At 63.4% G+C, this 24,016-nt stretch carries 27 protein-coding genes and 2 tRNA genes; 13 read left to right on the forward strand and 16 right to left on the reverse strand.

The window, feature by feature from the left end; all coding sequences use genetic code 11:
* Positions 1–99: 99 nt before the first annotated feature.
* The 3 genes from O3300_RS13130 (at position 100) to O3300_RS13140 (ending at position 1,289) form a co-directional block, all read left to right on the forward strand.
* Entirely contained in the window at positions 100–285 is a 186-nt protein-coding gene (locus tag O3300_RS13130; protein WP_099402374.1) for a hypothetical protein, read from the forward strand.
* Positions 286–436: 151 nt separating this feature from the next.
* The gene (locus O3300_RS13135) at positions 437–592 is read left to right on the forward strand and encodes a hypothetical protein (RefSeq protein ID WP_180278567.1); all 156 of its coding nucleotides are present in this window, start codon (positions 437–439) and stop codon (positions 590–592) included.
* Between the two features lie 298 nt (positions 593–890).
* Positions 891–1,289 carry a bacteriohemerythrin gene (locus tag O3300_RS13140; protein WP_305053189.1) on the forward strand — a complete coding sequence of 133 codons (399 nt, stop codon included), beginning with the start codon at positions 891–893 and terminating at the stop codon, positions 1,287–1,289.
* Between the two features lie 3 nt (positions 1,290–1,292).
* Here O3300_RS13140 and O3300_RS13145 read toward each other — a convergent pair whose 3' ends face one another.
* Positions 1,293–2,156 carry a hypothetical protein gene (locus tag O3300_RS13145; protein ID WP_305053190.1) on the reverse strand — a complete coding sequence of 288 codons (864 nt, stop codon included), beginning with the start codon at positions 2,154–2,156 and terminating at the stop codon, positions 1,293–1,295.
* Positions 2,157–2,480: 324 nt separating this feature from the next.
* Here O3300_RS13145 and O3300_RS13150 point away from each other — a divergent pair, with 324 nt between their 5' ends.
* The gene (locus O3300_RS13150) at positions 2,481–4,715 is read left to right on the forward strand and encodes a TonB-dependent siderophore receptor (protein WP_305053191.1); all 2,235 of its coding nucleotides are present in this window, start codon (positions 2,481–2,483) and stop codon (positions 4,713–4,715) included.
* Positions 4,716–4,730: 15 nt separating this feature from the next.
* Here O3300_RS13150 and O3300_RS13155 read toward each other — a convergent pair whose 3' ends face one another.
* On the reverse strand, positions 4,731–5,492 hold the full coding sequence (locus O3300_RS13155) for a nucleotidyltransferase domain-containing protein (protein ID WP_305053192.1): 762 nt from the start codon (positions 5,490–5,492) through the stop codon (positions 4,731–4,733).
* 94 nt (positions 5,493–5,586) lie between these two features.
* On the opposite strand from O3300_RS13155, the gene O3300_RS13160 reads away from it, so the two are divergent.
* The 3 genes from O3300_RS13160 to O3300_RS13170 all read left to right on the forward strand — a co-directional run bounded on the left by O3300_RS13160 (position 5,587) and on the right by O3300_RS13170 (position 7,100).
* The gene (locus O3300_RS13160) at positions 5,587–6,153 is read left to right on the forward strand and encodes a methylated-DNA--[protein]-cysteine S-methyltransferase (RefSeq protein ID WP_305053193.1); all 567 of its coding nucleotides are present in this window, start codon (positions 5,587–5,589) and stop codon (positions 6,151–6,153) included.
* 58 nt (positions 6,154–6,211) lie between these two features.
* Positions 6,212–6,586: a DUF1294 domain-containing protein gene (locus O3300_RS13165; protein WP_305053194.1), complete on the forward strand. Its 375-nt coding sequence runs from the start codon at positions 6,212–6,214 to the stop codon at positions 6,584–6,586.
* A gap of 124 nt (positions 6,587–6,710) precedes the next feature.
* Positions 6,711–7,100: a hypothetical protein gene (locus tag O3300_RS13170; RefSeq protein WP_289905478.1), complete on the forward strand. Its 390-nt coding sequence runs from the start codon at positions 6,711–6,713 to the stop codon at positions 7,098–7,100.
* Between the two features lie 81 nt (positions 7,101–7,181).
* On the opposite strand, the gene O3300_RS13175 is transcribed toward O3300_RS13170, so the two are convergent.
* Positions 7,182–7,901 (reverse strand): hypothetical protein, encoded by a 720-nt coding sequence (locus tag O3300_RS13175; protein WP_305053195.1) that lies wholly within the window; start codon positions 7,899–7,901, stop codon positions 7,182–7,184.
* Between the two features lie 158 nt (positions 7,902–8,059).
* Between O3300_RS13175 and O3300_RS13180 the strand changes: the two genes are divergently transcribed.
* Positions 8,060–8,239, forward strand: a complete 180-nt coding sequence (locus O3300_RS13180) for a hypothetical protein (protein WP_251351231.1) — start codon at positions 8,060–8,062, stop codon at positions 8,237–8,239.
* 124 nt (positions 8,240–8,363) lie between these two features.
* Positions 8,364–8,576, forward strand: a complete 213-nt coding sequence (locus O3300_RS13185; RefSeq protein WP_099664484.1) for a hypothetical protein — start codon at positions 8,364–8,366, stop codon at positions 8,574–8,576.
* A gap of 63 nt (positions 8,577–8,639) precedes the next feature.
* Here O3300_RS13185 and cydX read toward each other — a convergent pair whose 3' ends face one another.
* The 5 genes from cydX to cydD all read right to left on the reverse strand — a co-directional run bounded on the left by cydX (position 8,640) and on the right by cydD (position 15,015).
* A complete protein-coding gene (gene cydX, locus O3300_RS13190) occupies positions 8,640–8,765 on the reverse strand; it encodes a cytochrome bd-I oxidase subunit CydX (protein WP_077402854.1) in 126 nt (41 codons plus the stop codon).
* A 22-nt stretch (positions 8,766–8,787) separates the two neighbouring features.
* Positions 8,788–9,942: a cytochrome d ubiquinol oxidase subunit II gene (cydB, locus tag O3300_RS13195; protein ID WP_305053196.1), complete on the reverse strand. Its 1,155-nt coding sequence runs from the start codon at positions 9,940–9,942 to the stop codon at positions 8,788–8,790.
* 13 nt (positions 9,943–9,955) lie between these two features.
* Complete coding sequence (locus O3300_RS13200) at positions 9,956–11,533, reverse strand: cytochrome ubiquinol oxidase subunit I (RefSeq protein WP_305053197.1); 1,578 nt, start codon at positions 11,531–11,533, stop codon at positions 9,956–9,958.
* A gap of 114 nt (positions 11,534–11,647) precedes the next feature.
* Positions 11,648–13,330 (reverse strand): amino acid ABC transporter ATP-binding/permease protein, encoded by a 1,683-nt coding sequence (locus tag O3300_RS13205; protein ID WP_305053198.1) that lies wholly within the window; start codon positions 13,328–13,330, stop codon positions 11,648–11,650.
* Positions 13,327–15,015 carry a thiol reductant ABC exporter subunit CydD gene (cydD, locus tag O3300_RS13210; protein WP_305053199.1) on the reverse strand — a complete coding sequence of 563 codons (1,689 nt, stop codon included), beginning with the start codon at positions 15,013–15,015 and terminating at the stop codon, positions 13,327–13,329. Before cydD ends, O3300_RS13205 begins: the two co-directional genes overlap by 4 nt.
* A 138-nt stretch (positions 15,016–15,153) precedes the next feature.
* Between cydD and O3300_RS13215 the strand changes: the two genes are divergently transcribed.
* The 3 genes from O3300_RS13215 (at position 15,154) to O3300_RS13225 (ending at position 16,883) form a co-directional block, all read left to right on the forward strand.
* Positions 15,154–15,705, forward strand: a complete 552-nt coding sequence (locus tag O3300_RS13215; RefSeq protein ID WP_175560510.1) for a GbsR/MarR family transcriptional regulator — start codon at positions 15,154–15,156, stop codon at positions 15,703–15,705.
* 286 nt (positions 15,706–15,991) lie between these two features.
* On the forward strand, positions 15,992–16,558 hold the full coding sequence (locus tag O3300_RS13220; protein WP_099664489.1) for a PEP-CTERM sorting domain-containing protein: 567 nt from the start codon (positions 15,992–15,994) through the stop codon (positions 16,556–16,558).
* 145 nt (positions 16,559–16,703) lie between these two features.
* Positions 16,704–16,883, forward strand: a complete 180-nt coding sequence (locus O3300_RS13225) for a hypothetical protein (RefSeq protein ID WP_251351227.1) — start codon at positions 16,704–16,706, stop codon at positions 16,881–16,883.
* A gap of 85 nt (positions 16,884–16,968) precedes the next feature.
* On the opposite strand, the gene O3300_RS13230 is transcribed toward O3300_RS13225, so the two are convergent.
* From O3300_RS13230 to O3300_RS13255, 6 genes are all read right to left on the reverse strand, one after another.
* A tRNA-Arg gene (locus O3300_RS13230) sits at positions 16,969–17,043 on the reverse strand.
* 94 nt (positions 17,044–17,137) lie between these two features.
* Positions 17,138–17,214 (reverse strand) — tRNA-Pro (locus O3300_RS13235).
* A gap of 81 nt (positions 17,215–17,295) precedes the next feature.
* Positions 17,296–18,633 carry a phosphoglucosamine mutase gene (gene glmM, locus O3300_RS13240; RefSeq protein ID WP_305053200.1) on the reverse strand — a complete coding sequence of 446 codons (1,338 nt, stop codon included), beginning with the start codon at positions 18,631–18,633 and terminating at the stop codon, positions 17,296–17,298.
* Positions 18,634–18,673: 40 nt separating this feature from the next.
* Complete coding sequence (folP, locus tag O3300_RS13245; protein ID WP_289898951.1) at positions 18,674–19,507, reverse strand: dihydropteroate synthase; 834 nt, start codon at positions 19,505–19,507, stop codon at positions 18,674–18,676.
* Positions 19,508–19,612: 105 nt separating this feature from the next.
* Positions 19,613–21,493 carry an ATP-dependent zinc metalloprotease FtsH gene (ftsH, locus tag O3300_RS13250; RefSeq protein ID WP_035817778.1) on the reverse strand — a complete coding sequence of 627 codons (1,881 nt, stop codon included), beginning with the start codon at positions 21,491–21,493 and terminating at the stop codon, positions 19,613–19,615.
* Between the two features lie 202 nt (positions 21,494–21,695).
* Positions 21,696–22,379, reverse strand: coding sequence for an RlmE family RNA methyltransferase (locus O3300_RS13255; RefSeq protein WP_034757436.1), 684 nt, complete (start codon positions 22,377–22,379; stop codon positions 21,696–21,698).
* Positions 22,380–22,421: 42 nt separating this feature from the next.
* On the opposite strand from O3300_RS13255, the gene O3300_RS13260 reads away from it, so the two are divergent.
* A complete protein-coding gene (locus O3300_RS13260; RefSeq protein WP_010397237.1) occupies positions 22,422–22,892 on the forward strand; it encodes a YhbY family RNA-binding protein in 471 nt (156 codons plus the stop codon).
* Between the two features lie 98 nt (positions 22,893–22,990).
* Here the strand turns inward: O3300_RS13260 and O3300_RS13265 are convergent, their stop codons facing one another.
* Together O3300_RS13265 and greA are read right to left on the reverse strand one after the other, a co-directional pair.
* Positions 22,991–23,434, reverse strand: a complete 444-nt coding sequence (locus O3300_RS13265; protein WP_305053201.1) for a DUF4149 domain-containing protein — start codon at positions 23,432–23,434, stop codon at positions 22,991–22,993.
* Positions 23,434–23,910 carry a transcription elongation factor GreA gene (gene greA / locus O3300_RS13270; protein ID WP_034757428.1) on the reverse strand — a complete coding sequence of 159 codons (477 nt, stop codon included), beginning with the start codon at positions 23,908–23,910 and terminating at the stop codon, positions 23,434–23,436. The genes O3300_RS13265 and greA overlap by 1 nt, the downstream gene beginning before the upstream one ends.
* Positions 23,911–24,016: the final 106 nt, after the last annotated feature.

Genomic DNA, 24,016 nt, shown 5'->3' on the forward strand with positions numbered 1-24,016 from the left:
GGCCGGCGCACGGTCGGCGCCAGCCATCGGACTACAGTGGGGGCATGGCGGCCGGGCGATAAACCCGCGCCGCCCCACCCACTGTCTGCGAGGCTTCCCATGAAAAACCCCTGGATGAGCATGTACCTGAGCGCCGCCAACCGCATCGCCAACACGGCGCGCGGCCATGCGACGGCCGCCGTCAAGCGCGAAGCGGCGAAAAATACGCGGCAATTAACGCAAGTGTGGTTCGATTCCTTCCTGCCGCCAACAGGCAAGCCGCGGCGCAGCCGCAAGGCGAAATAAGCCCCTGGCAACGGGCGAACTGGTGCGGTGCATCACAGCAATAAATTGAAGTTTCAATCAGATGAACTAAACTGCAAGCATGGTAGTACATAAGGAAGTGACCGGCAGGCGCCGCATCCCCGCGCCGCCGCCGGGACACCGGGAGACGACCATGTTGACGCTCAAAGTGCTGGCTTGCCTTGCCCTGTCGGCCTTGCTGCTCGTACCCCTCGTGCTGCGCGACGCGATGCAGACGTCCGCCGGGCAGCAGTTGCAGGTGCCGAATGTCGATGCGCAAGGCATGTGGGCCCACTGGCCTAAGCAATAAGACGCGCGGCTGAGAAAACACCGCTGACTGCGTTGCCGTGCCTCGTCGTACATTCGTACTGCCTTCGGCGCGGCGCCTTGCCAGCGGCGTTTTTCAGCGGCGCTCGGTAGTGGATTGCATCGTTAAAACCGCTTTGTTTTGCGGATGGGGATTTGTTCTCTCCTCCCATTTATTTTTGCCTTGATTTGCTCCCCCTCTTCGCCGTACTTTTGATCCAGATCATGGATTTCCACCTTTGCTGCGCCCAAACTGGAACAGTCCGCTTCGCACCGTGACGGACTTAACCTGGAGCATCAGCATGGGTAAATCGGATTGGAAGGATGAGATGGCGCTGGGCGTTCCCGTCATCGACGAGGCGCATGAGGCGCTGTTTCAGGAACTGGCGCGGCTGCAGCAGTTGGGCGACCAGCATTTCAGCATGGCGTTTCGCGAGCTGATCGCGGCTGTCGAACGCGATTTCCGCGAGGAAGAGGATTTGATGGAGCAGATCGCCTTTCCCTCGCTGGCCAACCACCGCGAACAGCATGCGCGCGTGCTCAGCGGCCTGCACCATGCCTGGGCCGCCGTCGATGAAGGCGACCTGGAACAGGGGCGCCACGCGCTGTCGCTGTTGCCGCAATGGCTGATCTTTCACCAGGCCACGATGGACCTGGCCCTGGCGGCGGCGCTGGAAATGGTGCAGCGCCAGCCTAGCTAGCTTCTACAGCAGCAGCACCGTGGCTTGCTCGGGCAAGACGACGCGGTAGTGTCCCGGGTATTTGTCTTCGCCATCGAAAATCTTGCAAAACACGGGCTGGTTGATGTCGTTGACGGCGGCCTCGTTCATGGGCAGGGTAGCGATCAGCTGCTCGCCTTCGACCAGTTGCAGCGCGCTGCCCCGCTCGGCAGCGCAAAACGCCAGCGATTGCACGTCGCTGGCGAACGGCCGCTTGTACCACGGCGTGATGGCCCGCACGGCGCGCCGGGCGTCCTGCAAGACCTGCCCCACGCGCTTGACGTTCCAGGCATCGCGCGCCACGGACGGCTGAAGCACGATATTCGCCGTCAACTCGCCCCTGTTCTTATTCACCAGGAAAGTACCGTCCTGCGCGGCGATATCTTCGTTGAGCGGCACGACGAACACGCCGCCGTCGGACACCTTGATCGGCATGGGCGCGCCATTGCCTTGCAAGGCCACGCGCACGTCGTCGATGGTGGCGCTCAGCTTGGCCGGAATCAGACGCAGGGCCATGACCACGCTGCCGCTCGACACTTGCCACACTTTCCTGGCCGTCAGATAACTGTCGCGGTAAGCCGTGAAGCGCACGCGCGGCGCCTTGGCGTCGCTGCTGGCGGTGACCGTCACCGTTTGCGATGGCAAGGTTTCCTCCGCGCCCGCCGGCGCCGCTGGCGCCACGGGCGTGGCTGGCGCAGGGAGTGGCGGCACGAGCGGCGGTGGCGCGACGGCGGCGGGCGGCACGCTGGCGCTCTGCAGCGGCGCGGGGATAGCCGGCGGCGCGTGCTCCTGGGCCTGGCCCAGCGACACGACACACAACCATCCGGCACAAGCGATCCATGTACGCATGCATTTCTTTCAATGAGGAAAATATTTTATCAGCGCCTGCATTATCGCAGAAGGCCAGCGCATGCGCGGTCCTTGGCCTATCCGCACTCTTTTGGTGCGCACGCTTGATTATTTAACAAATACCACTTATATTGATAATGATTCTTATTCACACAAGTAAAGGGAATCGCGCGCCCTTCTTTTCCACTGCCCGCACGCGCCGGGCCTTGCGGTGGAACTGCTATCCAAGCCAGACCACGGGCCAGCGTCACGCCATCCCCCAGCTACTGCGCACCTCGCCAGACGAGATAGGACAACACACAACTACAATATGCCAGGAAAATGATGCAATCGACGACAGTCTTCCCTCCTTCGCGCCAGCCCGCCTTGCGCCCCCTCCCCCGCCTGTTACATGTCGCCCTGCTGAGCCTAGCCGCCGGCACCGTCTTGCCGGCCCAGGCCGCCGACGCCGCCGCGGCCGACGTCACCATGCCGGCCGTCACCGTGCTGGGCCAGTCGATGGCCGGCACGGAAGGCACGCAGTCGTACACGACAGGCGAAGCGCGCAGCGCCACGCGCATGGACCTGTCCCTGCGCGAAACGCCGCAATCGGTCAGCGTCATCACGCGCCAACTGCTCGACGACCTGGGCGCCGTGCGGCTGGACCAGGCGCTGGCGCAGACGACGGGCATCCAGGTTGGCCAGAATGACACGGAGCGCACGACCTTTTATGCGCGCGGCTTCGGCATCAACAATATCCAGATCGACGGCATGGCGCGCGGCGGCCAAGCGCCGCTGCAAGACACGATTTTGTACGACCGCATCGAGGTCGTGCGCGGCGCCACCGGCTTGATGGGCGGCAAGGGCGACCCGTCGGCCACCATCAACATGATACGCAAGCGCCCGACGAAGGAATTCCAGGCCAGCGCCGGCCTCATCATGGGCCGCTGGGATGACCAGCGCGTCGAGGCCGACCTGTCCACGCCGCTGAACGCGCAGGGCAGCGTGCGTGCGCGCACGGCCCTGGCCTGGCAAAAACGCGATTCCTACCTGGACATGTATCACGAACGCAAGACGGTCGGCATGCTCATCGTCGAGGCGGACCTGCGTCCCGGCACCCTGCTCACGGCCGGCGTCGACTTCCAGGACAACGAGCCCACGGGCGCCACCTGGGGCGCCGTGCCCTACTGGAACGCGGACGGCAGCCTGGCCAATTTGCCGCGCAACACCAGCTGGACGGCTCCATGGAGCACCTGGGCCAAAAAACAGCACACGGTGTTTACCTCGGTGGACCAGCGCCTGCCGGGCAACTGGAATCTGCACCTCGGCTATGCGCGCACGGAAAGCACGAACCGCACCACCGTGCTGTATGCGGGCAAAGGTTATCCCGATCCCGCCACGGGCAAAGGCATGGAACTGTGGACGGGCGCCTGGGGCGCGGGCAAAAATTACAGCGACAATTTCGATGTCTACGCCAGCGGGCCGTTTACCTTGCTGGGACGCAAGCACACGGCCATCATCGGCTGGAATGGCGACAACAGCCAGGATCGCTCCATCGGCGGCAAGGAAAAAATCGATTACTCGAAATTCATCCCCGATTACCGCAGCTGGACGGGCAACGTCCCCCGCCCCGTGTTCACCCCGGATGGCTCGCACACGGAAAGCGTCATGCGCCTGGCGGGCGGCTATGTGGCCACGCGTTTGAGCCTGGCCGACCCGCTGCACGTGATCATCGGCGCGCGCAGCAGCACCTATCGCACGGACACGCGCAGCTACAACACGCAAGGCGTGTACACGGGCAGCAGCGACTTCGTGGAAACGCGCAATGAAGTCACGCCGTACGTGGGCGCCGTGTTCGATATCAACAAGCAATATTCCGCCTACGCCAGCTTCACGCAGCTGTTCAACCCGCAAACGAGCAAGGACCGCAACAACCAGTTCCTGGCGCCGGAAACGGGCGACAATGCGGAACTGGGCGTCAAGGGGGAATTCTATGAAGGCAAGCTGAATGCGTCGGCCGCCCTGTTCCACACGAAGAAAAAGAACCTGGCGGAACTCGACCGTTCCGTGCCGCCCGGCTTTTTGCTGCCCGACGGCGGCCAGGCCATGGTGGCCAACGGCGCCGGCGTGACGGCCAAGGGCGTCGAATTCGACGTTTCCGGCCAGTTAACGCCCGCCTGGGAAGCGAGCGGCGGCTATACCTATCTGCACGCGGCCGAGGCCGATGGCCGCCGCGCCGCCACCACGCAGCCGCGCCATTTGCTGCGCCTGGCCACCAGCTACCGCTTCGACGGCCGCCTGGCAGGGCTGAAAGCGGGCGCCAGCCTGACGGCGCAAAGCGCCACCTACAGCGAATCGTGGTACGGCCGTCCGCCGCCAAGCGAGATGACGAACATCCCGCAAGCCGGTTATGCGCTGGTCAACGCCATGGCCAGCTATGCCATCAACCGCCATGCCAGCGTGCAGCTGAACGTGAATAACTTGCTCGACAAAAAGTACTACCGCAACGTGGGCTTCTTCGACGGCGTGTTCTGGGGCGAACCGCGCAACGTCAGCCTGGCCGTGCGCACGGCGTTTTAAGCGGGGTGCAGTGCCTCAGGCTGCCGGCGCGCTGCGCCAGTGCGCGGGCGCGGGCAAAGTGAAGCCTTCGAGCAAGGGACCGCCCACGGGCGCCAGCACGGCGGCGGCCACCTGCCCGAACGCATGCTGGCCGGCCGGCAAGTCGCTGGCGACCAGGCGCAGCGCGCCGTCCAGCTGCCCGGCGACGGCGGCGTCGAACGCCTGCAGGCGGCGGAACAGATGCTTGCCGCCGCCGCTCCATACGCCCGCCGCGCGCAAGTGCAGGTCGGCCAGCGCTTCGTACAGCTGGCAAGCCACGGCCAGCGCCTCGCCCGGGTGCGCGCTGTCGACCAGGTCTTCCAGCGCCGTGGTGATGGCGTAGCGGCGCCGCTGCAGGCTTTCCACGTCGAGCATGGGCGGCCCGGCTGCGGCGATGGCTTGCGCCAACGCCAGCAGCTGCGCGTGCTGCGCTCCGGGCGCGAGAATGTTTTCCCCTTCCACCACCATCATCACCAGCGGCGCCTTGCCGCCCGGCGCATCGATTTCCTTGCAAAAATACGTGAACGTGGCCATGTCGTGCGCGAACAGTTCCACCGTGCGCCCTTCGGCCACGAGCGTGTCGCGCCAGGCGCAATCGACGTGGTCGAACAGCAGCAGCAAGTCGATGTCGGAAGTGGGCGTCTGCCGGCCCGTGGCGAACGAACCGCCGATGATGGCCGCCACGGCCGTGGGATAGCGTTCACGCACCAGCCGCAAGGCGATCGCGCGGATAGCGTCATAGGTGGAAATGTCTGTCACAGCCAGTGCTCCTTGCCGAAAAGCACTATCCTACACGCGATACGCGGCCTGCCGCCATCCTGCTACACTGGCGCTCTCTGATCAAGGAACCAACATGGAATACGATTGCATCGTGGTGCCCTCGCCCGTGGGCGAGCTGACGCTGGTGGCGCGCGGGACGGCCCTGGCCGCCATCCTGTGGGAAAACGACAAGCCCAACCGCGTGCGCCTGGGCGCGATGCGCGTCGATGACGGTTGCGCCGTGCTGCAGGAAACGGCGCGCCAGCTGGTGGAATATTTCGCCGGCACGCGCCAGTGTTTTGACGTGCCGCTCGATTTCGCCGGCACGCCTTTCCAGCAGGAAGTGTGGCGCGCACTGCTGACGATACCGTATGGCCAGACGCGCAGCTATGGCGAGATCGCGCGCCAGATCGGCCGTCCCGCCGCCGTGCGCGCCGTGGGCGCCGCCAACGGCAAGAATCCTATTTCCATCATCGCCCCCTGCCACAGGGTCATCGGCGCCACGGGCGAGTTGACGGGCTTTGCCGGCGGCCTGCATGCCAAGGAAACCCTGCTGGCGCTGGAAGGCATCGCCCTGTCCAGCGACCGCGAAGCGCTGAAAACGGGCCACGCCCGCCGCCGCGCCGTGCCCATCGATACGGCGCAAGGCTGTTTGTTTTAGGCGCGGCATCGCTCCCCTTGTGGGATACTCACGCCCTCCGTTCAAGCAAACACACCATATGCCCTACCTTGTCATCCTGTTTTTTGTCCTTCTGTATTTGCTGGCCACGTTCTTTTTCCACATCCCCGCCCTGGTCGCCCTCGTGTATGGCGTGCTGAGCCTGAGCTGTTTCGTTGCCTATGCGATCGACAAATCGGCCGCCAAAGGGGGCCGCTGGCGCACCTCGGAACGCACCCTGCTGCTGCTGGGGCTGCTGTGCGGCTGGCCGGGCGCCGTGCTGGCCCAGCAATGGCTGCGCCACAAGTCCAGCAAGCGCTCGTTCCGCATCCTGTTCTGGATCACGGTCGCCCTCAATATCGGCGCCTTCGTGTATTTCAGCATGCATTACGCGGCGCCCGATATCGGCACCGAGGTGGCGCCCATCGAACTGTAAAACTGCCTACCGCCAAGATGTAACAATTATTGCAGCCCGTTGTTCTTGAAATGATCGCCTGTCAGAATATCAATATTCACGATATTCAAGCCAATTCATTTACACGGGAAAGCCCTTTTCGACCATGCGCACCTTGCAATTCCACAATTCCTTCCTGTTCCGCCTTGCCGCCGCGATTTGTTTCGCCATCACCTTGGCGGGCTGCACAAGCTATCGCTTTATTCCCCCGGACTCCGATGCGGGGCGTCAATGCGTGACGAGTTGCGGGACCAATCGGCAAATATGCATAGCCGGCAAGGAACAAGTTGCCGCGGCCCAGGCGCAAGCTTGCGAGATGCGCAACGTCAGTACCGTTTCCCTCTGCCTGGCCGTGGCGAAAACAGATGCGGACCGGGAACTGTGCTCGAAGAAACGCCAATATTGCTCCTCAAACAACTCTGCAACGTGGCAATGCGAGGCGGATTACCGAAGCTGCTATACGCAATGCGGCGGCAGGATCGAGGAAAGCGAATAAACGCGGACAGCCTGATGCCGTCGTACAGGATGCCGTGTGCCGAGCGCAAGGCGCGATGAACGACGCGCGGCAGGCATCTGCTTACTCGCCCAGCAGGCGCAGCGATTCCAGCCAGTCCGCCTTCCATTCGCGCAGCAACGGTTGCGTGGCGAACGCCTTCTTCAGGTGCGCCATCGGCACGCGGTGCACGTCGTGCAAGCCGAACGCCAACGTCACCGGATGCCACAGATGGCTGTTCTTGCCGCCGCGCGAATTCTTGCGCACGCGCGCGCCATCGTCGCCGAAGATGCCCACGCCGCTGGCCAGCCCCTTGTCCAGGTCGACCTTGCCCACGCCGGCAAAGGCGATCAAAATCTGCTCGCGGGCCAGGCCCTTCAAGGCGCTGGGCAAGACCACGGGGCCCTTGTCCGCCTCCGCGACATCCGGCTGCGGATGCTGCAACTCCTTGAGCAAACGCAACAGATCGCGCTCCTGGAAGTGCAAGCCGTCCAGCGGCGCGCGCAATCCCGGCGCCTTCAGTTCGATGGCGATATTGCCCGAGTCGCGCGTAAAACGCAGCCACACGTCGTCCGCGCCCGAGGCCAGGTGCTGCTTGTCCCCGATAAACACGACGGGCGCCGCATAGCGCGTCACGCCGTCATGGAACAGCTCGGCCCATGCGTCGCTGTAATCGAGCCAGACGTAGGGCAAGCCGCCCTGCTCCAGCAAGCGCGCCAGGGTCCACGGCGTGCCCGTCTGTTCAGCCAGCCAGGCACAGGCGTCAAGGGCGGTGGCGCGGTATGGCAGGGATATGGCAGTCATGGCGGTTCCATCGATAAAAGTGGAGCGCAGTGTAGCAGACCTCGCCATCATCCCCTTCGGCAGGCGCAGCGGGACGCTGCGCGATGTGCTAGGCTGAAAGCATCAGCACGCGCCATGCCCATTCCGGCCGCCTGGCGCACCACCGCGAGGGGATCACCATGCATTCGAGCACCAACGCCGCCACCGCACCTGCCCCGCCACCGGAACGCGATTCGCCCACGCCGGCCAGCGAAAGCCATGCCGAGGAAGCGCTCGATGAAGCGCTGAAGGAAAGCTTCCCGGCCAGCGACCCGATCGCCATTGCCACGCCAAAACCAGCCGGCAAGACGCCGTCCTGACGGCACGCCCCGCCAGCCACCGTTGCGGTGGCTTTTTTTTGCCTGAACTGAATCCGGACGCCCCGCCCCCGCGTAGATGGCTATGCCACGACCGAACGAAGTTACTACGCGGAAAGGAAACGCCATGCAGCATTACAGCAAAAAGACGGATCCCCTGGACCAGCGCCTGTACCTGGCCCAGCGCATCGACCGGGCCGATGCGCGCTTGCAACGCTTGCACGATGCGGCCGAGCGCGAACGCTGCGCGCAATGGATCACGGCCTGGGCCGTGGCGGCGGGCGCCGACGCGCCGCGCGGCATGAAGCTGCGCATCCGCGGCGAATTCATCCTGCTTTGATCCAAAACAAAAGCCCCGCCCGGTGCATGCGCGCGGGGCGGGGCCAGTCAAACCGGCACGGACTTAATCGGACGTGTCGCGGTACTGCTCGGGCGTCGTGTCGCCATCGGCGACTTCATACCACATCGCATTGAGCACGGCGAAGGTCGCCGCCAGCGGAAGACCCAGTATCCAGGCGAAATACCACATAGTTATATCCTTTCGTTGATTCTTAGTAGGCGTGACCGCTGTCGTCCTTGATTGCTTTTGCATCAACCTTGCCCCACAGCACTTTATACACCCACGTCGTGTACGCCACGATGAGGGGAATGAAGACGGCCGTGACGACCAGCATGATGAACAGGGTCATGTGGCTGGACGAGGAATCCCACACCGTCAGGCTGGCGCGCGGGTCGATCGACGATGGCAGGATGAACGGGAACATGGCCGCGCCCACGCCGAGGATGATGCCGGCGATTCCAGCCGCGCTGGCCAGCAAGGCGGGCACTTCGCGGCGCGCGCGCTGGAAGGCAAAGGCCAGCAGCGGGCAAAGCAGGCCCAGCGCAGGGGCGATCCAGGTCCAGGGATGGGCGGCAAAGTTGAGGAACCAGGCGCCCACGTGCACTTCCGCCGTTTTCAGCATCGGGTTCGACGGACCGTCGACCACCACCGTGCTGCTGATGCGGTAGCCATCGACCCACAGCCACAGGGCCACGCCGGCCAGCGCATACAGCACGACGGTGGCAAGCGCCGCCACGCTGCCGTAGCGGCGCGCCCGTTCGGCCACGGCACCGTCCGTTTTCAGCTGCAGCCAGGTGGCGCCGTGCATCACCAGCATGGCCACCGAGACGAGGCCGCACAGCAGCGCAAACGGGTTAAGCAGCGCAAAGAAGCTGCCGTCATAGAAGATGTGCATGTCTGGCGAGAAACGGAACGGCACGCCTTGCAGCACGTTGCCGATGGCCACGCCGCAAATCAGGGCCGGCACGAAGCCGCCCACGAACAGGGCCGCATCCCAGCGGGCGCGCCAGCGCGGGTCTTCGCGCTTGCTGCGGAACTTGAAGGCCACGGGGCGCACGATCAGCGCCACGAGGATGACGAACATGGCCAGGTAAAAGCCCGAAAACGACACGGCGTACAGCTGCGGCCAGGCGGCAAAGATGGCGCCGCCGCCAAGGATCAGCCACACCTGGTTGCCTTCCCACACGGGACCGATACTGTTGATGACGACCCTGCGCTCGAGGTCCGTCTTGCCGACGAAGGGCAGCAGGATGCCCGTGCCCAGGTCGAAGCCGTCCGTGATGGCAAAGCCCACCAGCAAGATGCCGATCAGCAGCCACCAGATCAGGCGCAGTGTTTCGTAAGAAATCATTTCATGCAAAATCATGGTCTGGCCCTCCTTAGGCGCGTTGAGTATGAATGGCTGCGGGGGCTGGCACGGGGGCCGGCGCCTTCTCTTCCGGCCCCTTGCGGATGGCCTTGAGCATGAGCTTCATTTCAATCATCAACAGCACGGTGTAGATGGCGGCAAAGCCGGCAATCGTGATCAGGAGGGTCGAAGCGCCCAGGTTCGAGACGGCCACGGCCGTCGGCAGCACGCCTTCGATCACCCATGGCTGGCGGCCCACTTCGGCCACGATCCAGCCCGCTTCAATGGCCACCCACGGCAGCGGGATGGCGAATACGGCCAGCTTCAGCAGCCAGCGGTGCTTGTCCAGGGTGCGGCGCGTCGACAGCAGGAAGAACGTGCCGGTCAACAAGATAAAGAACATGCCCAGGCCCACCATCACGCGGAAGGACCAGAACAGGGGCGCCACGGGCGGCACGGTATCGAGCGCGGCCTTGCGAATTTGCTCGGGCGTGGCCTGGCGCGGGTCGTCGACATAGCGTTTCAGCAGCAAGGCATAACCCATGGACTGGCCTTTCGACTCGAACATGTCCTTCGCATCCTGCGGCACGGGGCTGCCCGGCGCCACGCTGCGGATGGTTTGCAGCGCGTCATACGCCTTGATGCCATCCTTGATCAGCAGTTCGCCGCGGTCGACCAATTGCTCGATGCCGGGGATTTCCGTCGTCAGCGAACGCGTGCCGATCAAGCCCATCACCATCGGGATGTGCACGGCGTAATGCGTCTCGCGCGCTTTCGCGTCGGGGAAGCCGAAGGCCGTGAAGGCGGCCGGGGCCGGCTCCGTGGTCCACATGGCCTCGATCGCGGCCAGCTTCATCTTTTGGTGTTCCGACGACAGGTAGCCGCTTTCATCACCCAGTACCACCACCGACAGCGAGGCAGCCAGGCCGAACGAGGCGGCGACCGTCATCGAGCGCTTGGCCAGCTGCACGTGGCGGCCCTTCAGCAGATACCAGGCGGAAATACCCAGCACGAACACGGCTGCGGCCGTATAGCCGGCCGACACCGTGTGCACGAATTTCGCCTGAGCAACAGGATTCGTCAGCACTGCGCCGAAATCCGTCACTTCCATGCGCATGGTCTGCGGATTGAAGGCCGCGCCGACGGGATTTTGCATCCAGCCGTTGGCGATCAGGATCCACAGGGCCGAGAAGTTCGAACCGATGGCCACCAGCCAGGTCGTGACCAGGTGGCCCCGCTTCGACAGCTTGTCCCAGCCGAAGAAGAACAGGCCGACGAAGGTCGCTTCCAGGAAGAAGGCCATCAAGCCCTCGATGGCCAGCGGCGCGCCGAAAATGTCGCCCACGTAATGGCTGTAGTAGCTCCAGTTCATGCCGAACTGGAATTCCATGACGATGCCCGTCGCCACGCCCATGGCGAAGTTGATGCCGAACAAGACACCCCAGAACTTGGTCATGTCGCGCCAGATGGGGCGGTTCGTCATCACGTAAACCGTCTCCATGATGGCGAGGATCACTGACAGGCCTATCGTCAGCGGAACGAATATAAAGTGGTACAGGGCTGTCAGCGCAAACTGCAGTCTGGATAAAGCGACAATATCGAAGTCCATATGATTTCCTTGGTGTTTCCCTACTGTAATTGTAAACTTGGTATCTATCTGATGCGATTCGATTGGTTCCGCCGCCTTCGGGCTGGCGTGCGGCACCGCCTGTCTCCGTTCTTGTCAATCCCCCCGCAAGCCCGCCAGGGCCGCTTCGAAGCCATCCGTGCCGCGCCGCAGCTCTTCGACGATGCGGCCGTCGCGGATGCGCAGCAGCCGATCCGCCAGCGCCGCTTCGCGCCGCAAGTGAGTTGCGATCAGCAAGCTGCGCCCTTCGCAGCGCGCGCGCAAGCGCTGCAAAACGTCGCTTGCCGTCCCCGCATTCAGCGCTTCCGTCGCTTCGTCGAGCAGCCACAAGGTCGATTCGTGCAGGAACAGCCGCGCCAGCGCCAAACGGCGCGCCTGCCCGCCCGACAAGCCCAGGCCGCCCTCGCCCAGCATGGTGTCGAGGCCTCCCGCCAGGGCGCGCACCTCGTCGTCCAAGCCGGCCGCCTGCAGCGCCGCCCACAGCTGCGCATCGCTGGCGGCGGGGTCGGCCAGGCGCAGGTTGTCGCGCAAGCTGTCCTGGAACAATTCCGTCTTCTGCGTGAACAGACAGGCGCGCGGCGCGCTCACCTTGCCCGACAATGGCGCCAGTTCGCGCGCGGCCAGGGCCAGCAAGGTGGACTTGCCCGCGCCGCTGGGGCCGATCAAGGCCACGCGCTCGCCGGCGGCGATGTGCAGCGATACGTCATGCAGGATGGCCACATGGCTGCCCGCATGCGCGGCGCTGACGTGTTCCAGGCGCAAGCCCGGCGCGGCATCCATGGGCAGCGTGGCGCCCTCCTGCTGCTCCAGGCGCGGCGCCAGGCGGCGCATCGCCAGCAGCATGCGCCCCGCCTCCAGCGCGCCGCGGCGCAATCCCGCAAACGGTTCCACGGCCGTCAGGGCGATCAGCAGGGCCAGCGCCGCGGCCGGCACGCTCAGCGCCTGCTGCTGCACCAGCGCGGCGACGGCCAGCAGCACCCCGGCCAGGGTCGCGCTGCCGGCCACGCCATACGCGGCGCCCGCCGCCGTTTCCAGGCGCAGCAGGGCGAAATCGGCTTGCGCCAGCGAGCGGTCGATCCGCGCCAGCGCCGCGCACTGGGCGTCGATGCGGCCCGCCATCACCAGGTCCGTCTGGCCGGCCACCAGGTCGATGGCGCCGGAACGCAGTTTTTCGATGGCGCGCGAGCGCAGGATGGCCGGGCGGCGGGCGCGGCGCGCCACGCTCCAGCTGATGCCGCCGCCGGCGGCCAGCAGCCACGCGGCCAGTCCCAGGCCCAGCTGCCACTGCATCACGCCCAGCGCCACGCCCGCGAGCAAGGCCGCGCACAGGGCCGTGAAGGCGGGCACCAGCAGGCGCAGGTACAGCGATTCGAGCGCATCGATATCGGCCGTCAGGCGGAACAGCAGCTTGGCGGGCTGGCGCAGCAGGCGGCTGGCCGCTTCCGGGCGCGACCAGCCGCGAAACAGTTGCACGCGGATGCTGGCCAGCGCGGCGAACGTGGCGTCGTGCGTGACGAGGCGTTCCGCATAGCGCGAGCCCGTGCGGCCGATGGCCAGCAGGCGGATGCCGGCCGACGGGCCGAACACGTCGAACAGGATGGCCGTCGACGCGTGCAGGCCGGCAATCGAGGTGGCCGTGATGAACCAGCCGGACAAGCCCAATAAGGCCATGCCGGACACTGCCGTCAGGGCCGCCAGCAAGGCGCCCCCGATCAGCTTGCCTGGTTGGGCCAGCAGCAATTGCCGCAGGACGGGATGCGAGATCAGTGTGGTGTTCATGCGCGCAACTCCTGTGCCTGCGCCCGGGCATCGACCTGCACCGTGCGCTGCAGGCGGCCGGCCAGCACGGGGTCGTGCGTGGCGACGATCATCGTCTTGCCTTTCGCCAATTCCAGCAAGGCGTCCGTCACGCGCGCCGCCGTTTCGCTGTCCAGGTGGGCCGTCGGTTCATCGACCAGCAGCAAGTCCGCATGCGGATGCAGGGCCACGCGGGCCAAGGCCAGGCGCACGGCTTCGCCACCGGACAAGCCCTGCCCGCCATCGCTGAGCATGACGGCCGGCTGCGCCTGCGCCACGGCAGCCAGGTCGGCCAGGTGCAGCGCCTGCGTCACTTGCGCGGCATGCGCGCCGACGCGGCCCAGGGTCACGTTCTGGCTGACGGAGGCGGCAAACACGTGGGGACGCTGGCCCATCCACGCCATGCGCTGGCGCAAGGTATTCACGGTGCCATCGTTCAGGCGCACGCCGCCGATGCGGATCTCGCCGCCGCTGGCGGGCAGCAAGCCGGCCAGCAAGGACAGCAAGGTGGTCTTGCCGGCGCCGCTGGCGCCCAGCAGGGCGACGTGTTCGCCGGCGCGCACGGTCAGGTCGAAGCCGTCGAAGACGGGCGCCTCGCCAGGGTGGGCAAAGCGCAGTTGATGGATTTCGATAGCAGGCGGCGGCGCCACGGCCATGGCGGCGGCGGAGACGGCAGCGGCTGCCACGCCGGCGCCGGGCAGGGGCACGCCCTCGACCGCCAAGTCGTGCAGGCCGGCCAGGCCCGCTTCGCCGGCCGCCTTGTCGTGCCAGACGGCGGCCAGTTCGCGCAAGGGTTCGAAAAACGCGGGCGCCAGCAGCAGGATGAACAAGCCCTGCCCCAGGCTCAGTTCGCGGCCCCAGGTGCCGAAATTGATGCTGCCCAGCAGCGAGAAGCCGATGTAGGCGGCCACCATGGCGACACCGAGCGCGGAAAACAGTTCCAGCACAGCGGACGACAGGAAGGCGATGCGCAGCACCACCATCGTGCGCCGGCGCACGGATTGCGACGAGGCATCCAGGCGTTCGGCCGTGGCGTCGACGGCGTCGAGCGCGCGCAGGGTAGCCAGGCCGCGCAGGCGGTCCAGCAGAAACGCGTTCATGCTGCCCATTTCCACCATCTGCGCGCGGCTGGCCGCTTGCGCGCCCATGCCCACCAGGGCCATGAAGACGGGAATCAGGGGCGCGGCGATGAGCAGGATCAGGGCGGCGATCCACGACAGGGGCGTCACCACGGCGAGGATCACGAGCGGCACGAGCATGACTTTCCAGCGCGCGGGCTTGTAGCGCACCAGGTAGGGCACGATGGCTTCGGCCTGTTCGGCGATGACGCTGGCCGCCTGGCCCGACTGGGCGCGCTGGCGGTCCAGCGGCGAACGGTGCGCCAGCGCTTGCGCCACTTGCGCACGCAAGGTGGACAGGTGGTCGCGCGCCGCCGCATACATGCGCCGCGCGCCCCACGCTTCGCCGCCGGCGCGCAGCACGCCCAGCAGCAGCACGCCGGCGGCCGGCAACAGGGCCGCGCGCCACGGTGCGCCGGCCAGCATGGCTTGCACGGCCCAGGCCAGCAAGGCCGCTTGCGGCAGCCACAGCAAGGCGGCGCCGCCCTGCGCCAGGCTGGCGGCGCGGGGAAGGATAAAGCGGGGCAAGGACAGCGGCGTGGTCGGCATATCTATACTTTTTGAGTTTTCAGAATTTTCTGTAAATTCGATATTTTGTATAATACTGCGAAACATGACATATATCAATTGACCCTGCGGGTGTGGCGTGAAAAAATTCAGATAATTATGAAAACTCAACATATCCAAATGACGCCGCTGATCCTGACCTTCGTCAGCCATTTCGGCGAGATGGGCAGCCGCTGGGGCTTTAACCGGACAGTGGGGCAAGTGTACGCCTTGTTGTTTGTCGCAGAGCATCCTTTACACGCGGATGAAATCGCGGAACACCTGAGTTTTTCACGCTCGAACGTGAGCATCGGCTTGAAGGAATTGCAGGGCTGGGGCTTGATCCGCCAGTCGCGCATCCCCGGCGACCGGCGCGAGTATTTTTCCTCGCTGGGTGATGTGTGGCAAATCTTCCGCGTGGTGGCCGCCGAGCGCCGCCGCCGCGAAGTGGCGCCGACCTTGACGGTGCTGCGCGAATCGCTGCTGGCGCCGGCCACGGAACCCGTCGACCAGTATGCGCAGGAGCGCATGCGCGAAATGTATGAACTGGTCGACCTGGCCAACACCTGGTTCGACGACTTGCAGCGCCTGTCGCCCGAATCGATGGCGCAGCTGATGAAAATGGGCGCCAAGGTGCAAAAGCTGCTCAATGCCAAGGATCGCCTGTTCGGCGTCAGCAATAACAACGACTGAAACCCGCCCCCCTCCCTAATCAAGGCATTGCTAGCACAGGCTGGCATGCCTTGTCACGCCATTTCCGCTCGCCGTACAGGCTTTCGCCAGCACAGCCATACATAGCCGTATGCGATGTTGTCAAGCATGCCAATAGCATTATTTAAATTGTATTAATTTACATCAAGACTAAGCTTGCATATGCGTACTCACGCAAAGGCGACCGGGCGACAAGTCGACCTCCCTGACCGGACGGCGCGCACCCTGAAGCAGTGAAATGTCTGCAATAAAATAAAAGGGGATTTTCATGAAAAGCATAACAAGCATTGCCATACGGGCATCCATGCTGGCCGCCCTGACGGCCTGCATGGGCGTGGCACAGGCTGCTACATGGGTCGATGTGGGACCGGCCAGCGGTTTCAGCATCGAAGGCAGCACCGTCACTTACTCGCCGTCACCTGCCCTCATGGTGAAATACTATAACGACAATCTCGTGCCGCAGAGTCCCACCGACATCCAGGGCTATATCAACGGCGTTTTCGGCACCAGCCTGGGTGCGGCCGTCTCGTTTTGCGACAATGCCACCTCAGGCTGCACCGCCGGCACCACGGCAGGCGCCAGCGGCGGGGTGAATTCCTTCACGAGTGCGGCGGCCTATGATTACCTGGCCATCCATTTCGGCCAGGGCGAACTGGTCTTCCAATGGGCAGCGCCCGTCGCAGCCGGCACGACCTTCACGGTGGCAGGCTTGCCCAAGGACCTGAGCAATTACCGCGCCTACGTTTCCGCCGTCCCTGAACCGGAAACCTATGCCATGCTGCTCGCCGGCCTGGGCCTGCTCGGCGTCTTGGCGCGCCGCCGCCAGGCAAAATAAGAGCATCGGGCAAGACCCGCAACACGGCGCCGGCGCACCCATGTTTACAGCGCGCTTGCGCCGCGCCGCCCACTCTTTACACCGTCTTTATGCCTCTCCCGCTATGCTGACCGGCATCTTCAGTCATCGTTGCGAGGGAGCCCACATGCATGAATCCCCATTCCAGCCGCGCGCGCGCCATGCGCTGCGCCAGCACTTGCCCGTGCGCGAACGGCTGCGCCTGGCACGCCTGGCCAGCAAGAAAGTGCTGTCGCTGTGTTCCGCGCTGCTGTGCGCGGCGCCGCTGCTGTATTTGCTGAGCTTAGTGCTGGGCGCGCAGCCCTGAACCGCTGCGCGAAAACCGGATGTAGGAGGAAAGATGGAGTGCGTTGCGGCAGCTTGGCGCCGCATAATCGTGGCCAGTATGAAACTGGTCCGCCCAGAGGGAATCGAACCCCCATTCACGGTTTAGAAGACCGTTGTCCTATCCGTTGAACGATGGGCGGAGAGGTGCAGTATTTTAATCCATGCGCGCCAGCAATGAAATGCCAGCGCGGAATAGAAAACGGGCTGTCATTTCTGACAGCCCGTTTATGACTTTGGTCGGAGTACAAGGATTCGAACCTTGGACCCCCTGGTCCCAAACCAGGTGCGCTACCGGGCTGCGCCACACTCCGAAGACAAGATAATAACGCCCCCACCCAATTTCGTCAATTGCCATAGACGAATTAGATGGAAATAACTATCGGCGCCTGCCTTTACACAGCCACTTTATCCGCAATGCGGCGCGCCATCGACTCGGCCTTTTCCTTATCTTTCGCCTCCACCATCACGCGGATCAGCGGCTCGGTGCCGGAAGCGCGGATCAGCACGCGGCCCGTGTCGCCCAGCTCGGCCTCGACCAGTTCTTTCTCGGCCACCATGGCGGCATTTTTTTTCCAGTCGAAACCGGGCGCCACGCGCAGGTTGATCAGGGTTTGCGGGAACAGCACCAGTTCGGCCAGGCATTGCTGCAGGCTCTGGCCGCTGCGCTTGAGGGCGGACAATACTTGCAGCGCGGAAACGATGCCGTCGCCCGTCGTGTGCTTGTCCAGGCACAGCAGATGGCCGGAACCTTCGCCACCCAGTATCCAGCCCTTTTCCTTCATGACTTCCAGCACGTAGCGGTCGCCCACCTTGGCGCGCGCAAAGCCGATGCCCTGCTGCTTGAACAGCACTTCCAGCGCCATATTCGTCATCAGGGTGCCGACGGCGCCGGCCACGGGGCCTGTCGCCAGGCGGTCCTTGACCATGACGTACAACAACTCGTCACCGTTATACAGGCGGCCCGTGGCATCGCACATGATCAGGCGGTCGGCGTCGCCATCGAGGGCGATGCCCAGGTCGGCGCCGTGCTCGACGACGGCTTCGGCCATGGCCTTGGTTGCCGTGGCGCCGAAGCCCGCATTGATGTTGAAACCGTCGGGCTTGTTGCCGATGGCGATGACTTCCGCGCCCAGCTCATGGAACACGTGCGGCGCGATATGGTAGGCGGCGCCATGCGCGCAATCGACGACGATCTTCAGGCCGCGCAAGTCCAGCTCGTTCGGGAAGGTGCCCTTGCAAAATTCGATGTAGCGGCCCTGGGCATCGTCCAGGCGCTTGGCGCGGCCCAGCTTGTCCGAGGGCACGCAAGCCATGGGCTCGTCGAGCGCCGCTTCGATTTCCAGCTCCACGCTGTCGGGCAGCTTGGTGCCCTGGCCGGAAAAGAACTTGATGCCATTGTCGTGGTACGGGTTGTGCGAAGCGGAAATGACCACGCCGGCCGACAGGCGCAGCGCCCGCGTCAGGTAGGCGATTGCCGGGGTCGGCATGGGGCCGGCCAGCATCACGTCCACGCCGGCGGCCGACAGGCCCGCTTCCAGCGCCGCTTCCAGCATGTAGCCGGAAATGCGCGTGTCCTTGCCGATCAGCACCGTCGGTCGCGTCTTGCCGCCCTGCGACTTGGCCAGCACCTTGCCGGCAGCATAGCCGAGGCGCATGACGAAGTCGGGGGTGATCGGAGCCGTGCCCACCAGGCCGCGGATGCCATCCGTGCCAAAATATTTACGCGTCATAGTATTTCTCTTTTTGTTGTTTATGATAAATCTTACAGGCTCAGTGTGCCATGCGCCAGACCTTCAGTGCATCGACGGTTTCAGCTACATCATGCACACGGATAATTTCCGCACCTTGCGCTACCGCAGCAAGTGCACCGGCGACACTGCCGGCCAGGCGCTGCTCGACGGGACGTCCCGTGACGGCGCCGATCATCGACTTGCGCGACAGCCCGGCCAGCACAGGCAGGCCCAGTTCGCTGCGCAACTGGCGCGTGGCGCGCAATAAGGCATAGTTCTGCTCCACCGTCTTGCCGAAGCCAAAGCCGGGATCGACGCACAGGCGCTCGCGGGCGATGCCGGCCGCCGTCATCGTGTCGATGCGCTCGCGCAGGAAGTCGATGACTTCGCGCACCACGTCTTCGTACTGCGGCTGGGCTTGCATAGTTTCCGGCACGTTTTGCATGTGCATGATGCACAGCGCGCAATCGCTGTCGCGCACGGCGTCGATGGCGCCCGGCGCGCGGAAACCGTTGATATCGTTGATCATGTCGGCGCCCGCCAGGATGGCTTCGCGCATCACTTCCGGCTTGTAGGTGTCGACGGACAGGGGCTTGCCGCAGTCGCGCAAGGCGTACAGCACCGGCATGACGCGCTGCAGCTCATCGTGCAGCGGCAGCGGCGGCGCGCCGGGGCGGCTCGATTCGCCGCCGATGTCGATGATGTCGACACCGTCGATGATCATCTGCTCGGCGCGGGAAATGGCAAATTCCAGGTGCTGGTACTGGCCCGCATCGGAAAACGAGTCGGGCGTGATGTTCAGGATGCCCATCACCAGCGCCTGCGTGCCCTGCAGGTTGAAGCCGAAACGGCCGAATTGCAAATAGTGTCGCATGTGATTCTTTGTAGTCGTCAGGAAAAAACTGCGGCGGCAACGAAAAAGGGCAAGGATTGCTCCTTACCCTTCTCTTGCATGCCGCTAATCAGGCAGTGGTCGCTATCAGGCTGGCGCCGTCACGTTAGGCGAGATGCCGCCCGTGCCGCTGTCGCCCGCATTGCGGCGTGGCGGGATGACTTTCGGTGGACGCGGCTCCAGGCCGGCCATGATGTCATTAATTTGCTCTGCATCAATGGTTTCCCATTCCAGCAAGGCTTTGGTCATCATTTCGACCTTGTCGCGGTTGCCTTCCAGCAAGGTGCGCGCCAAAGCATATTGCTTGTCGAGAATGTTGCGGATTTCAGCATCGACCTTTTGCTGCGTCGCTTCCGAGATCGTCTTCGTGGCGCCACCGAAGAAACCTTCGTTTTCGCTGTCTTCGTAGACCATCACGCCCATGCTGTCGGACATGCCGAAGCGGGTCACCATGGAACGGGCCAGCTTGGTGGCGCGCGAAAAGTCGTTCGACGCGCCCGTGGACATTTGGCCCACGAAAATCTCTTCGGCGATACGGCCACCGAACAGGATGGAAATTTCTTCCAGCATCTTGTCCTTGTAGGCGGACAGATTGTCGTGTTCCGGCAACTGCCACGTCAGGCCCAGGGCCCAGCCGCGCGGCATGATCGTTACCTTGTGCACGGGATCGGCCTTCGGCAGCAGCTTGGCGACGACGGCGTGACCGGACTCATGGTAAGCCGTATTGCGACGCTCTTCCTCGCGGATGATCATCGATTTACGCTCGGGACCCATGTAGATCTTGTCTTTCGCATCTTCGAAGTCCGCCATTTCCACCAGACGCTTGCTGCGGCGCGCGGCGAACAGGGCTGCCTCGTTGACCAGGTTGGCCAGGTCCGCGCCCGAGAAACCGGGGGTGCCGCGGGCCAGGATATCGGCTTTCACGTCGGTACCGATAGGCACTTTGCGCATGTGCACATTCAAGATCTGCTCGCGGCCGCGGATATCGGGCAAGCCGACGGACACCTGGCGGTCGAAACGGCCCGGACGCAGCAGCGCTTTGTCGAGTACGTCGGCGCGGTTGGTGGCGGCCACGACGATCACGCCGGAGTTCGCTTCAAAACCGTCCATCTCGACCAGCAACTGGTTCAGGGTCTGTTCGCGTTCGTCATTGCCGCCGCCCATGCCGGCGCCGCGGTGACGGCCGACAGCGTCGATCTCATCGATGAAGATGATGCATGGCGAATGCTTTTTCGCGTTTTCGAACATGTCGCGCACGCGGCTGGCGCCGACGCCGACGAACATTTCCACGAAGTCGGAACCGGAAATCGAGAAGAACGGCACCTTGGCTTCGCCGGCGATGGCGCGCGCCAGCAGGGTTTTACCCGTGCCCGGAGGACCGACCATCAGCACGCCGCGGGGAATGCGGCCGCCCAGTTTCTGGAATTTGCTCGGATCCTTGAGGAAGTCGACCACTTCGTTGACTTCTTCTTTCGCTTCGTCGCAACCGGCGACATCGGCGAAGGTGACGGTGTTGCTGGCTTCATCCATCATGCGCGCCTTCGACTTGCCGAACGAGAATGCCCCGCCCTTGCCGCCGCCTTGCATCTGACGCATGAAGAAGACCCAGACGCCGATCAACAGCAGCATGGGGAACCAGGAAACAAAAATAGTTTGCAGGAAAGACGCTTCCTCGGGCGGACGCACATCGAAATGCACGCCATTGTCGCGCAAGTCGCCGATCAAGCCCTTGTCGAGGCTGGTGGCGGTGGTACGCACCTTGGTGTCGTCCATCAGCTTGGCGGTGATCGACGAACCTTCGATCACGACATCCTTGACGCGCTTGGCTTTGACTTCATCCAGCAAATCGGAATAAGCGATGGCCTTGCTGCCGCCTGTGGCGCCATGACTGTCGAATTGCTTGAACAGCATGAACAACAGCAGCAATACGACTACCCAGATGGCAGATTTGGAAAACATGTTATTCACGAAGACTCCTTGGATGCAGTGCGCATCTCTTTACCTATAGCTAGAAACACGATTTTACTCGCAATAAGCGGGCCGTGCCAAAGCCCGCCGATCCGTGCGCGCGAAAAAATCGCGTTCACGCAAAAAAATGCAGTATAAACAATTTAGGCTTTTATGCCATCAGACGCTACTGCACTTCTCGTTCCCATGTGCGGATTCCCTCTTAAATATCAAGGGCGGAATCATCTTCTTCCACGGCATTTTTCAGCGGATTCTTGATTCCACGGCCCATCAGGAAGATTTCCGACGATTTATCGCGGCTGGCTTTGGGCTTTTTCTGCACGACGACCTTGAATTCGGCGCGGAATTTCTCCACGATCTGGCTGAAACCCATGTCCTTGAAGCATTTCACCAGCAGCACGCCAGACGGCTTCAGGTGCAATTGCGAGAATTCGATGGCCAGGTCGATCAAGTGTTCCATGCGCGCGGCATCCGCCGTGGCGATGCCCGACAGGTTGGGCGCCATGTCCGACAGGACCAGGTCAACCTTGCGGCCCTGCAACACCACTTCCAGCTGGCGCAGCACGCGCGCTTCGCGGAAGTCGCCCTGGATGAAGTGGAAATCGGCGATCGGCTCCATTTCCAGCATGTCCAGGCCAATCAGGGTACCATTGACCCCGCCGCCGTCCTTGCCGGCCAGCTTGCGCCGCGTGTACTGGGCCCAGCTGCCAGGAGTGCAACCCAGGTCGACGATCACCTGGCCAGGTTTGATCAGTTTCTCGTCTTCATCGATTTCTTTCAGCTTGTATGCTGCCCGGGCGCGGTAGCCCTCTTTTTGCGCCAACTTCACATATGGATCATTTATGTGGTCGTGCAACCAGTTTTTGTTTAATTTCTTCTTTGCCATTCGCGTAGAATACTGCTTTTAAGGGAATTACTAAATATTATTATGCTAAAACTTACACCCGTAGAGCGCAGCGCACTGCGCGCCGAAGCACACGCGCTGAAGCCTATCGTCATTATTGGCGAAGCGGGCTTGACACCTGCTGTCCTCAAAGAGATCGACCTTGGCCTGGATTCGCACGGTCTGATTAAAGTCCGCGTGTTCGGCGACGACCGCGAAGCCCGCGTCGGAATGTACGATACGATTTGCGGCAATCTCGGCGCCGCCCCGGTACAACATATTGGCAAACTGCTGGTAATCTACCGTCCGAAAAAAGAAGTGGTTAAGGAGAAGGTCAGCGCCGGCAAAGGCATGCGCGAAGTGACCATCGTCAAGGCCAGCGCCAGCGGCACCAAGCGCCCGAGCGTGACGAAAGTCATGATCAAGGGCAATGAGCGCGTTACCGAAGGCGGTTCCATCAAGCGTGCCAAGCCACGTCAGAAAAGCGCCAAGAAAAGCGCACTGGGCAGCAAGTAAGCCTGTTCACCCGGCCACCGCAAGGCGGCCGGGCTTGAAACAAGAAGCGGAGCACGGGATATTCCCTGCTCCGCTTTTTTATTGCTGCTGAATCAAGATTACTGCTGTTTCCAGATCAGCACGCCCGCCAGCAGGCTCTGCACGGCAAAGATCAGGGTCGACACGCCATGCAGCATGCCGAAGCGGCTGCGCATGGCCTCGTCCATGAGGCCCGACGGCGCTTGCGCCTTGAGTTCGGCCATCAGGGGCGAGATGCCGAAATGGCTGAGCAGCGCGCACACCAGCATCGATAGTACCAATGCGGCCAGCAAACGGCGGCGCTTCAACTCCAGCGCGCCCGCGCCCCATTGCAACAGGGCCAGCAGCACCAGCGCACAGGCGATGGACAGCCAGGCCTCGGCGCGGAACATGCTGCCGGCGATATTGCCCGCCAGCACGCGGTCGCTGAGGGTACCGAACAGGGTGGGCGCCACGATGAAGCCGATGGTCCACAGGCTGCCGGCCCACAGGGTGGCAACGAGGAGGCGCACGCGCGTCAGCATCAGATGTACAGCACTTCCAGGATTTCGTACTCGCGCGGGCCGGACGGCGCCTGCACTTCCACCACGTCGCCGGCGTACTTGCCGATCAGCGCGCGGGCGATCGGGGACGTCACGGAAACCTTGTTCATTTTCAAGTCGGCTTCATCGAGGCCGACGATCTGATACGTGACTTTCTGGCCCGATTCCAGGTCTTCCAGGTTCACGGTCGAGGCAAACACCACGCGGCCTTCCGCGTCCAGCGCGGTCGGGTCGATGATTTGCGCTGCGCCCAGCTTGCCTTCGAGCTCGGCGATGCGGCCTTCGACGAAGGCCTGGCGTTCCTTGGCGGCATCGTACTCGGCGTTTTCCGACAAATCTCCGTGCGAACGCGCTTCGGCGATCGCATCGATGACGATGCGGCGTTCCTTGGTCTTCAAATGATGCAGCTCTTCCTTCAAGAGTTCTGCGCCGTATTTGGTCAATGGGACTGAGGTCATGTTATCTCTACTATCTGCTAGTTATCGGCGCCGCTGTCCGTGTTTTGCCACGGTTAACGGACTTACCAAGTGAAAACCACAGAGGCCGCGCGCTGCTCTGCACGGA

The organism is Janthinobacterium sp. SUN206 (genome assembly GCF_030587305.1).
In the GTDB taxonomy this organism is placed as follows: domain Bacteria; phylum Pseudomonadota; class Gammaproteobacteria; order Burkholderiales; family Burkholderiaceae_D; genus Janthinobacterium; species Janthinobacterium kumbetense.

Bases quoted from the DNA above. Each gene is read 5' to 3' on its own strand.
- O3300_RS13130 (WP_099402374.1), top strand. From the start codon at position 100: ATGAAAAACCCCTGGATGAGCATGTACCTGAGCGCCGCCAACCGCATC.
- O3300_RS13205 (WP_305053198.1), bottom strand. From the start codon at position 13,330: ATGAACACCACACTGATCTCGCATCCCGTCCTGCGGCAATTGCTGCTG.
- O3300_RS13185 (WP_099664484.1), top strand. From the start codon at position 8,364: ATGCAGCATTACAGCAAAAAGACGGATCCCCTGGACCAGCGCCTGTAC.
- cydX (WP_077402854.1), bottom strand. From the start codon at position 8,765: ATGTGGTATTTCGCCTGGATACTGGGTCTTCCGCTGGCGGCGACCTTC.
- O3300_RS13140 (WP_305053189.1), top strand. From the start codon at position 891: ATGGGTAAATCGGATTGGAAGGATGAGATGGCGCTGGGCGTTCCCGTC.
- O3300_RS13170 (WP_289905478.1), top strand. From the start codon at position 6,711: ATGCGCACCTTGCAATTCCACAATTCCTTCCTGTTCCGCCTTGCCGCC.
- O3300_RS13165 (WP_305053194.1), top strand. From the start codon at position 6,212: ATGCCCTACCTTGTCATCCTGTTTTTTGTCCTTCTGTATTTGCTGGCC.
- cydB (WP_305053196.1), bottom strand. From the start codon at position 9,942: ATGATTTTGCATGAAATGATTTCTTACGAAACACTGCGCCTGATCTGG.
- greA (WP_034757428.1), bottom strand. From the start codon at position 23,910: ATGACCTCAGTCCCATTGACCAAATACGGCGCAGAACTCTTGAAGGAA.
- O3300_RS13260 (WP_010397237.1), top strand. From the start codon at position 22,422: ATGCTAAAACTTACACCCGTAGAGCGCAGCGCACTGCGCGCCGAAGCA.
- O3300_RS13225 (WP_251351227.1), top strand. From the start codon at position 16,704: ATGCATGAATCCCCATTCCAGCCGCGCGCGCGCCATGCGCTGCGCCAG.
- O3300_RS13200 (WP_305053197.1), bottom strand. From the start codon at position 11,533: ATGGACTTCGATATTGTCGCTTTATCCAGACTGCAGTTTGCGCTGACA.
- O3300_RS13215 (WP_175560510.1), top strand. From the start codon at position 15,154: ATGACGCCGCTGATCCTGACCTTCGTCAGCCATTTCGGCGAGATGGGC.
- O3300_RS13255 (WP_034757436.1), bottom strand. From the start codon at position 22,379: ATGGCAAAGAAGAAATTAAACAAAAACTGGTTGCACGACCACATAAAT.
- O3300_RS13265 (WP_305053201.1), bottom strand. From the start codon at position 23,434: ATGCTGACGCGCGTGCGCCTCCTCGTTGCCACCCTGTGGGCCGGCAGC.
- O3300_RS13150 (WP_305053191.1), top strand. From the start codon at position 2,481: ATGCAATCGACGACAGTCTTCCCTCCTTCGCGCCAGCCCGCCTTGCGC.
- O3300_RS13145 (WP_305053190.1), bottom strand. From the start codon at position 2,156: ATGCGTACATGGATCGCTTGTGCCGGATGGTTGTGTGTCGTGTCGCTG.
- O3300_RS13220 (WP_099664489.1), top strand. From the start codon at position 15,992: ATGAAAAGCATAACAAGCATTGCCATACGGGCATCCATGCTGGCCGCC.
- cydD (WP_305053199.1), bottom strand. From the start codon at position 15,015: ATGCCGACCACGCCGCTGTCCTTGCCCCGCTTTATCCTTCCCCGCGCC.
- glmM (WP_305053200.1), bottom strand. From the start codon at position 18,633: ATGACGCGTAAATATTTTGGCACGGATGGCATCCGCGGCCTGGTGGGC.
- O3300_RS13160 (WP_305053193.1), top strand. From the start codon at position 5,587: ATGGAATACGATTGCATCGTGGTGCCCTCGCCCGTGGGCGAGCTGACG.
- O3300_RS13135 (WP_180278567.1), top strand. From the start codon at position 437: ATGTTGACGCTCAAAGTGCTGGCTTGCCTTGCCCTGTCGGCCTTGCTG.
- O3300_RS13175 (WP_305053195.1), bottom strand. From the start codon at position 7,901: ATGACTGCCATATCCCTGCCATACCGCGCCACCGCCCTTGACGCCTGT.
- O3300_RS13180 (WP_251351231.1), top strand. From the start codon at position 8,060: ATGCATTCGAGCACCAACGCCGCCACCGCACCTGCCCCGCCACCGGAA.
- folP (WP_289898951.1), bottom strand. From the start codon at position 19,507: ATGCGACACTATTTGCAATTCGGCCGTTTCGGCTTCAACCTGCAGGGC.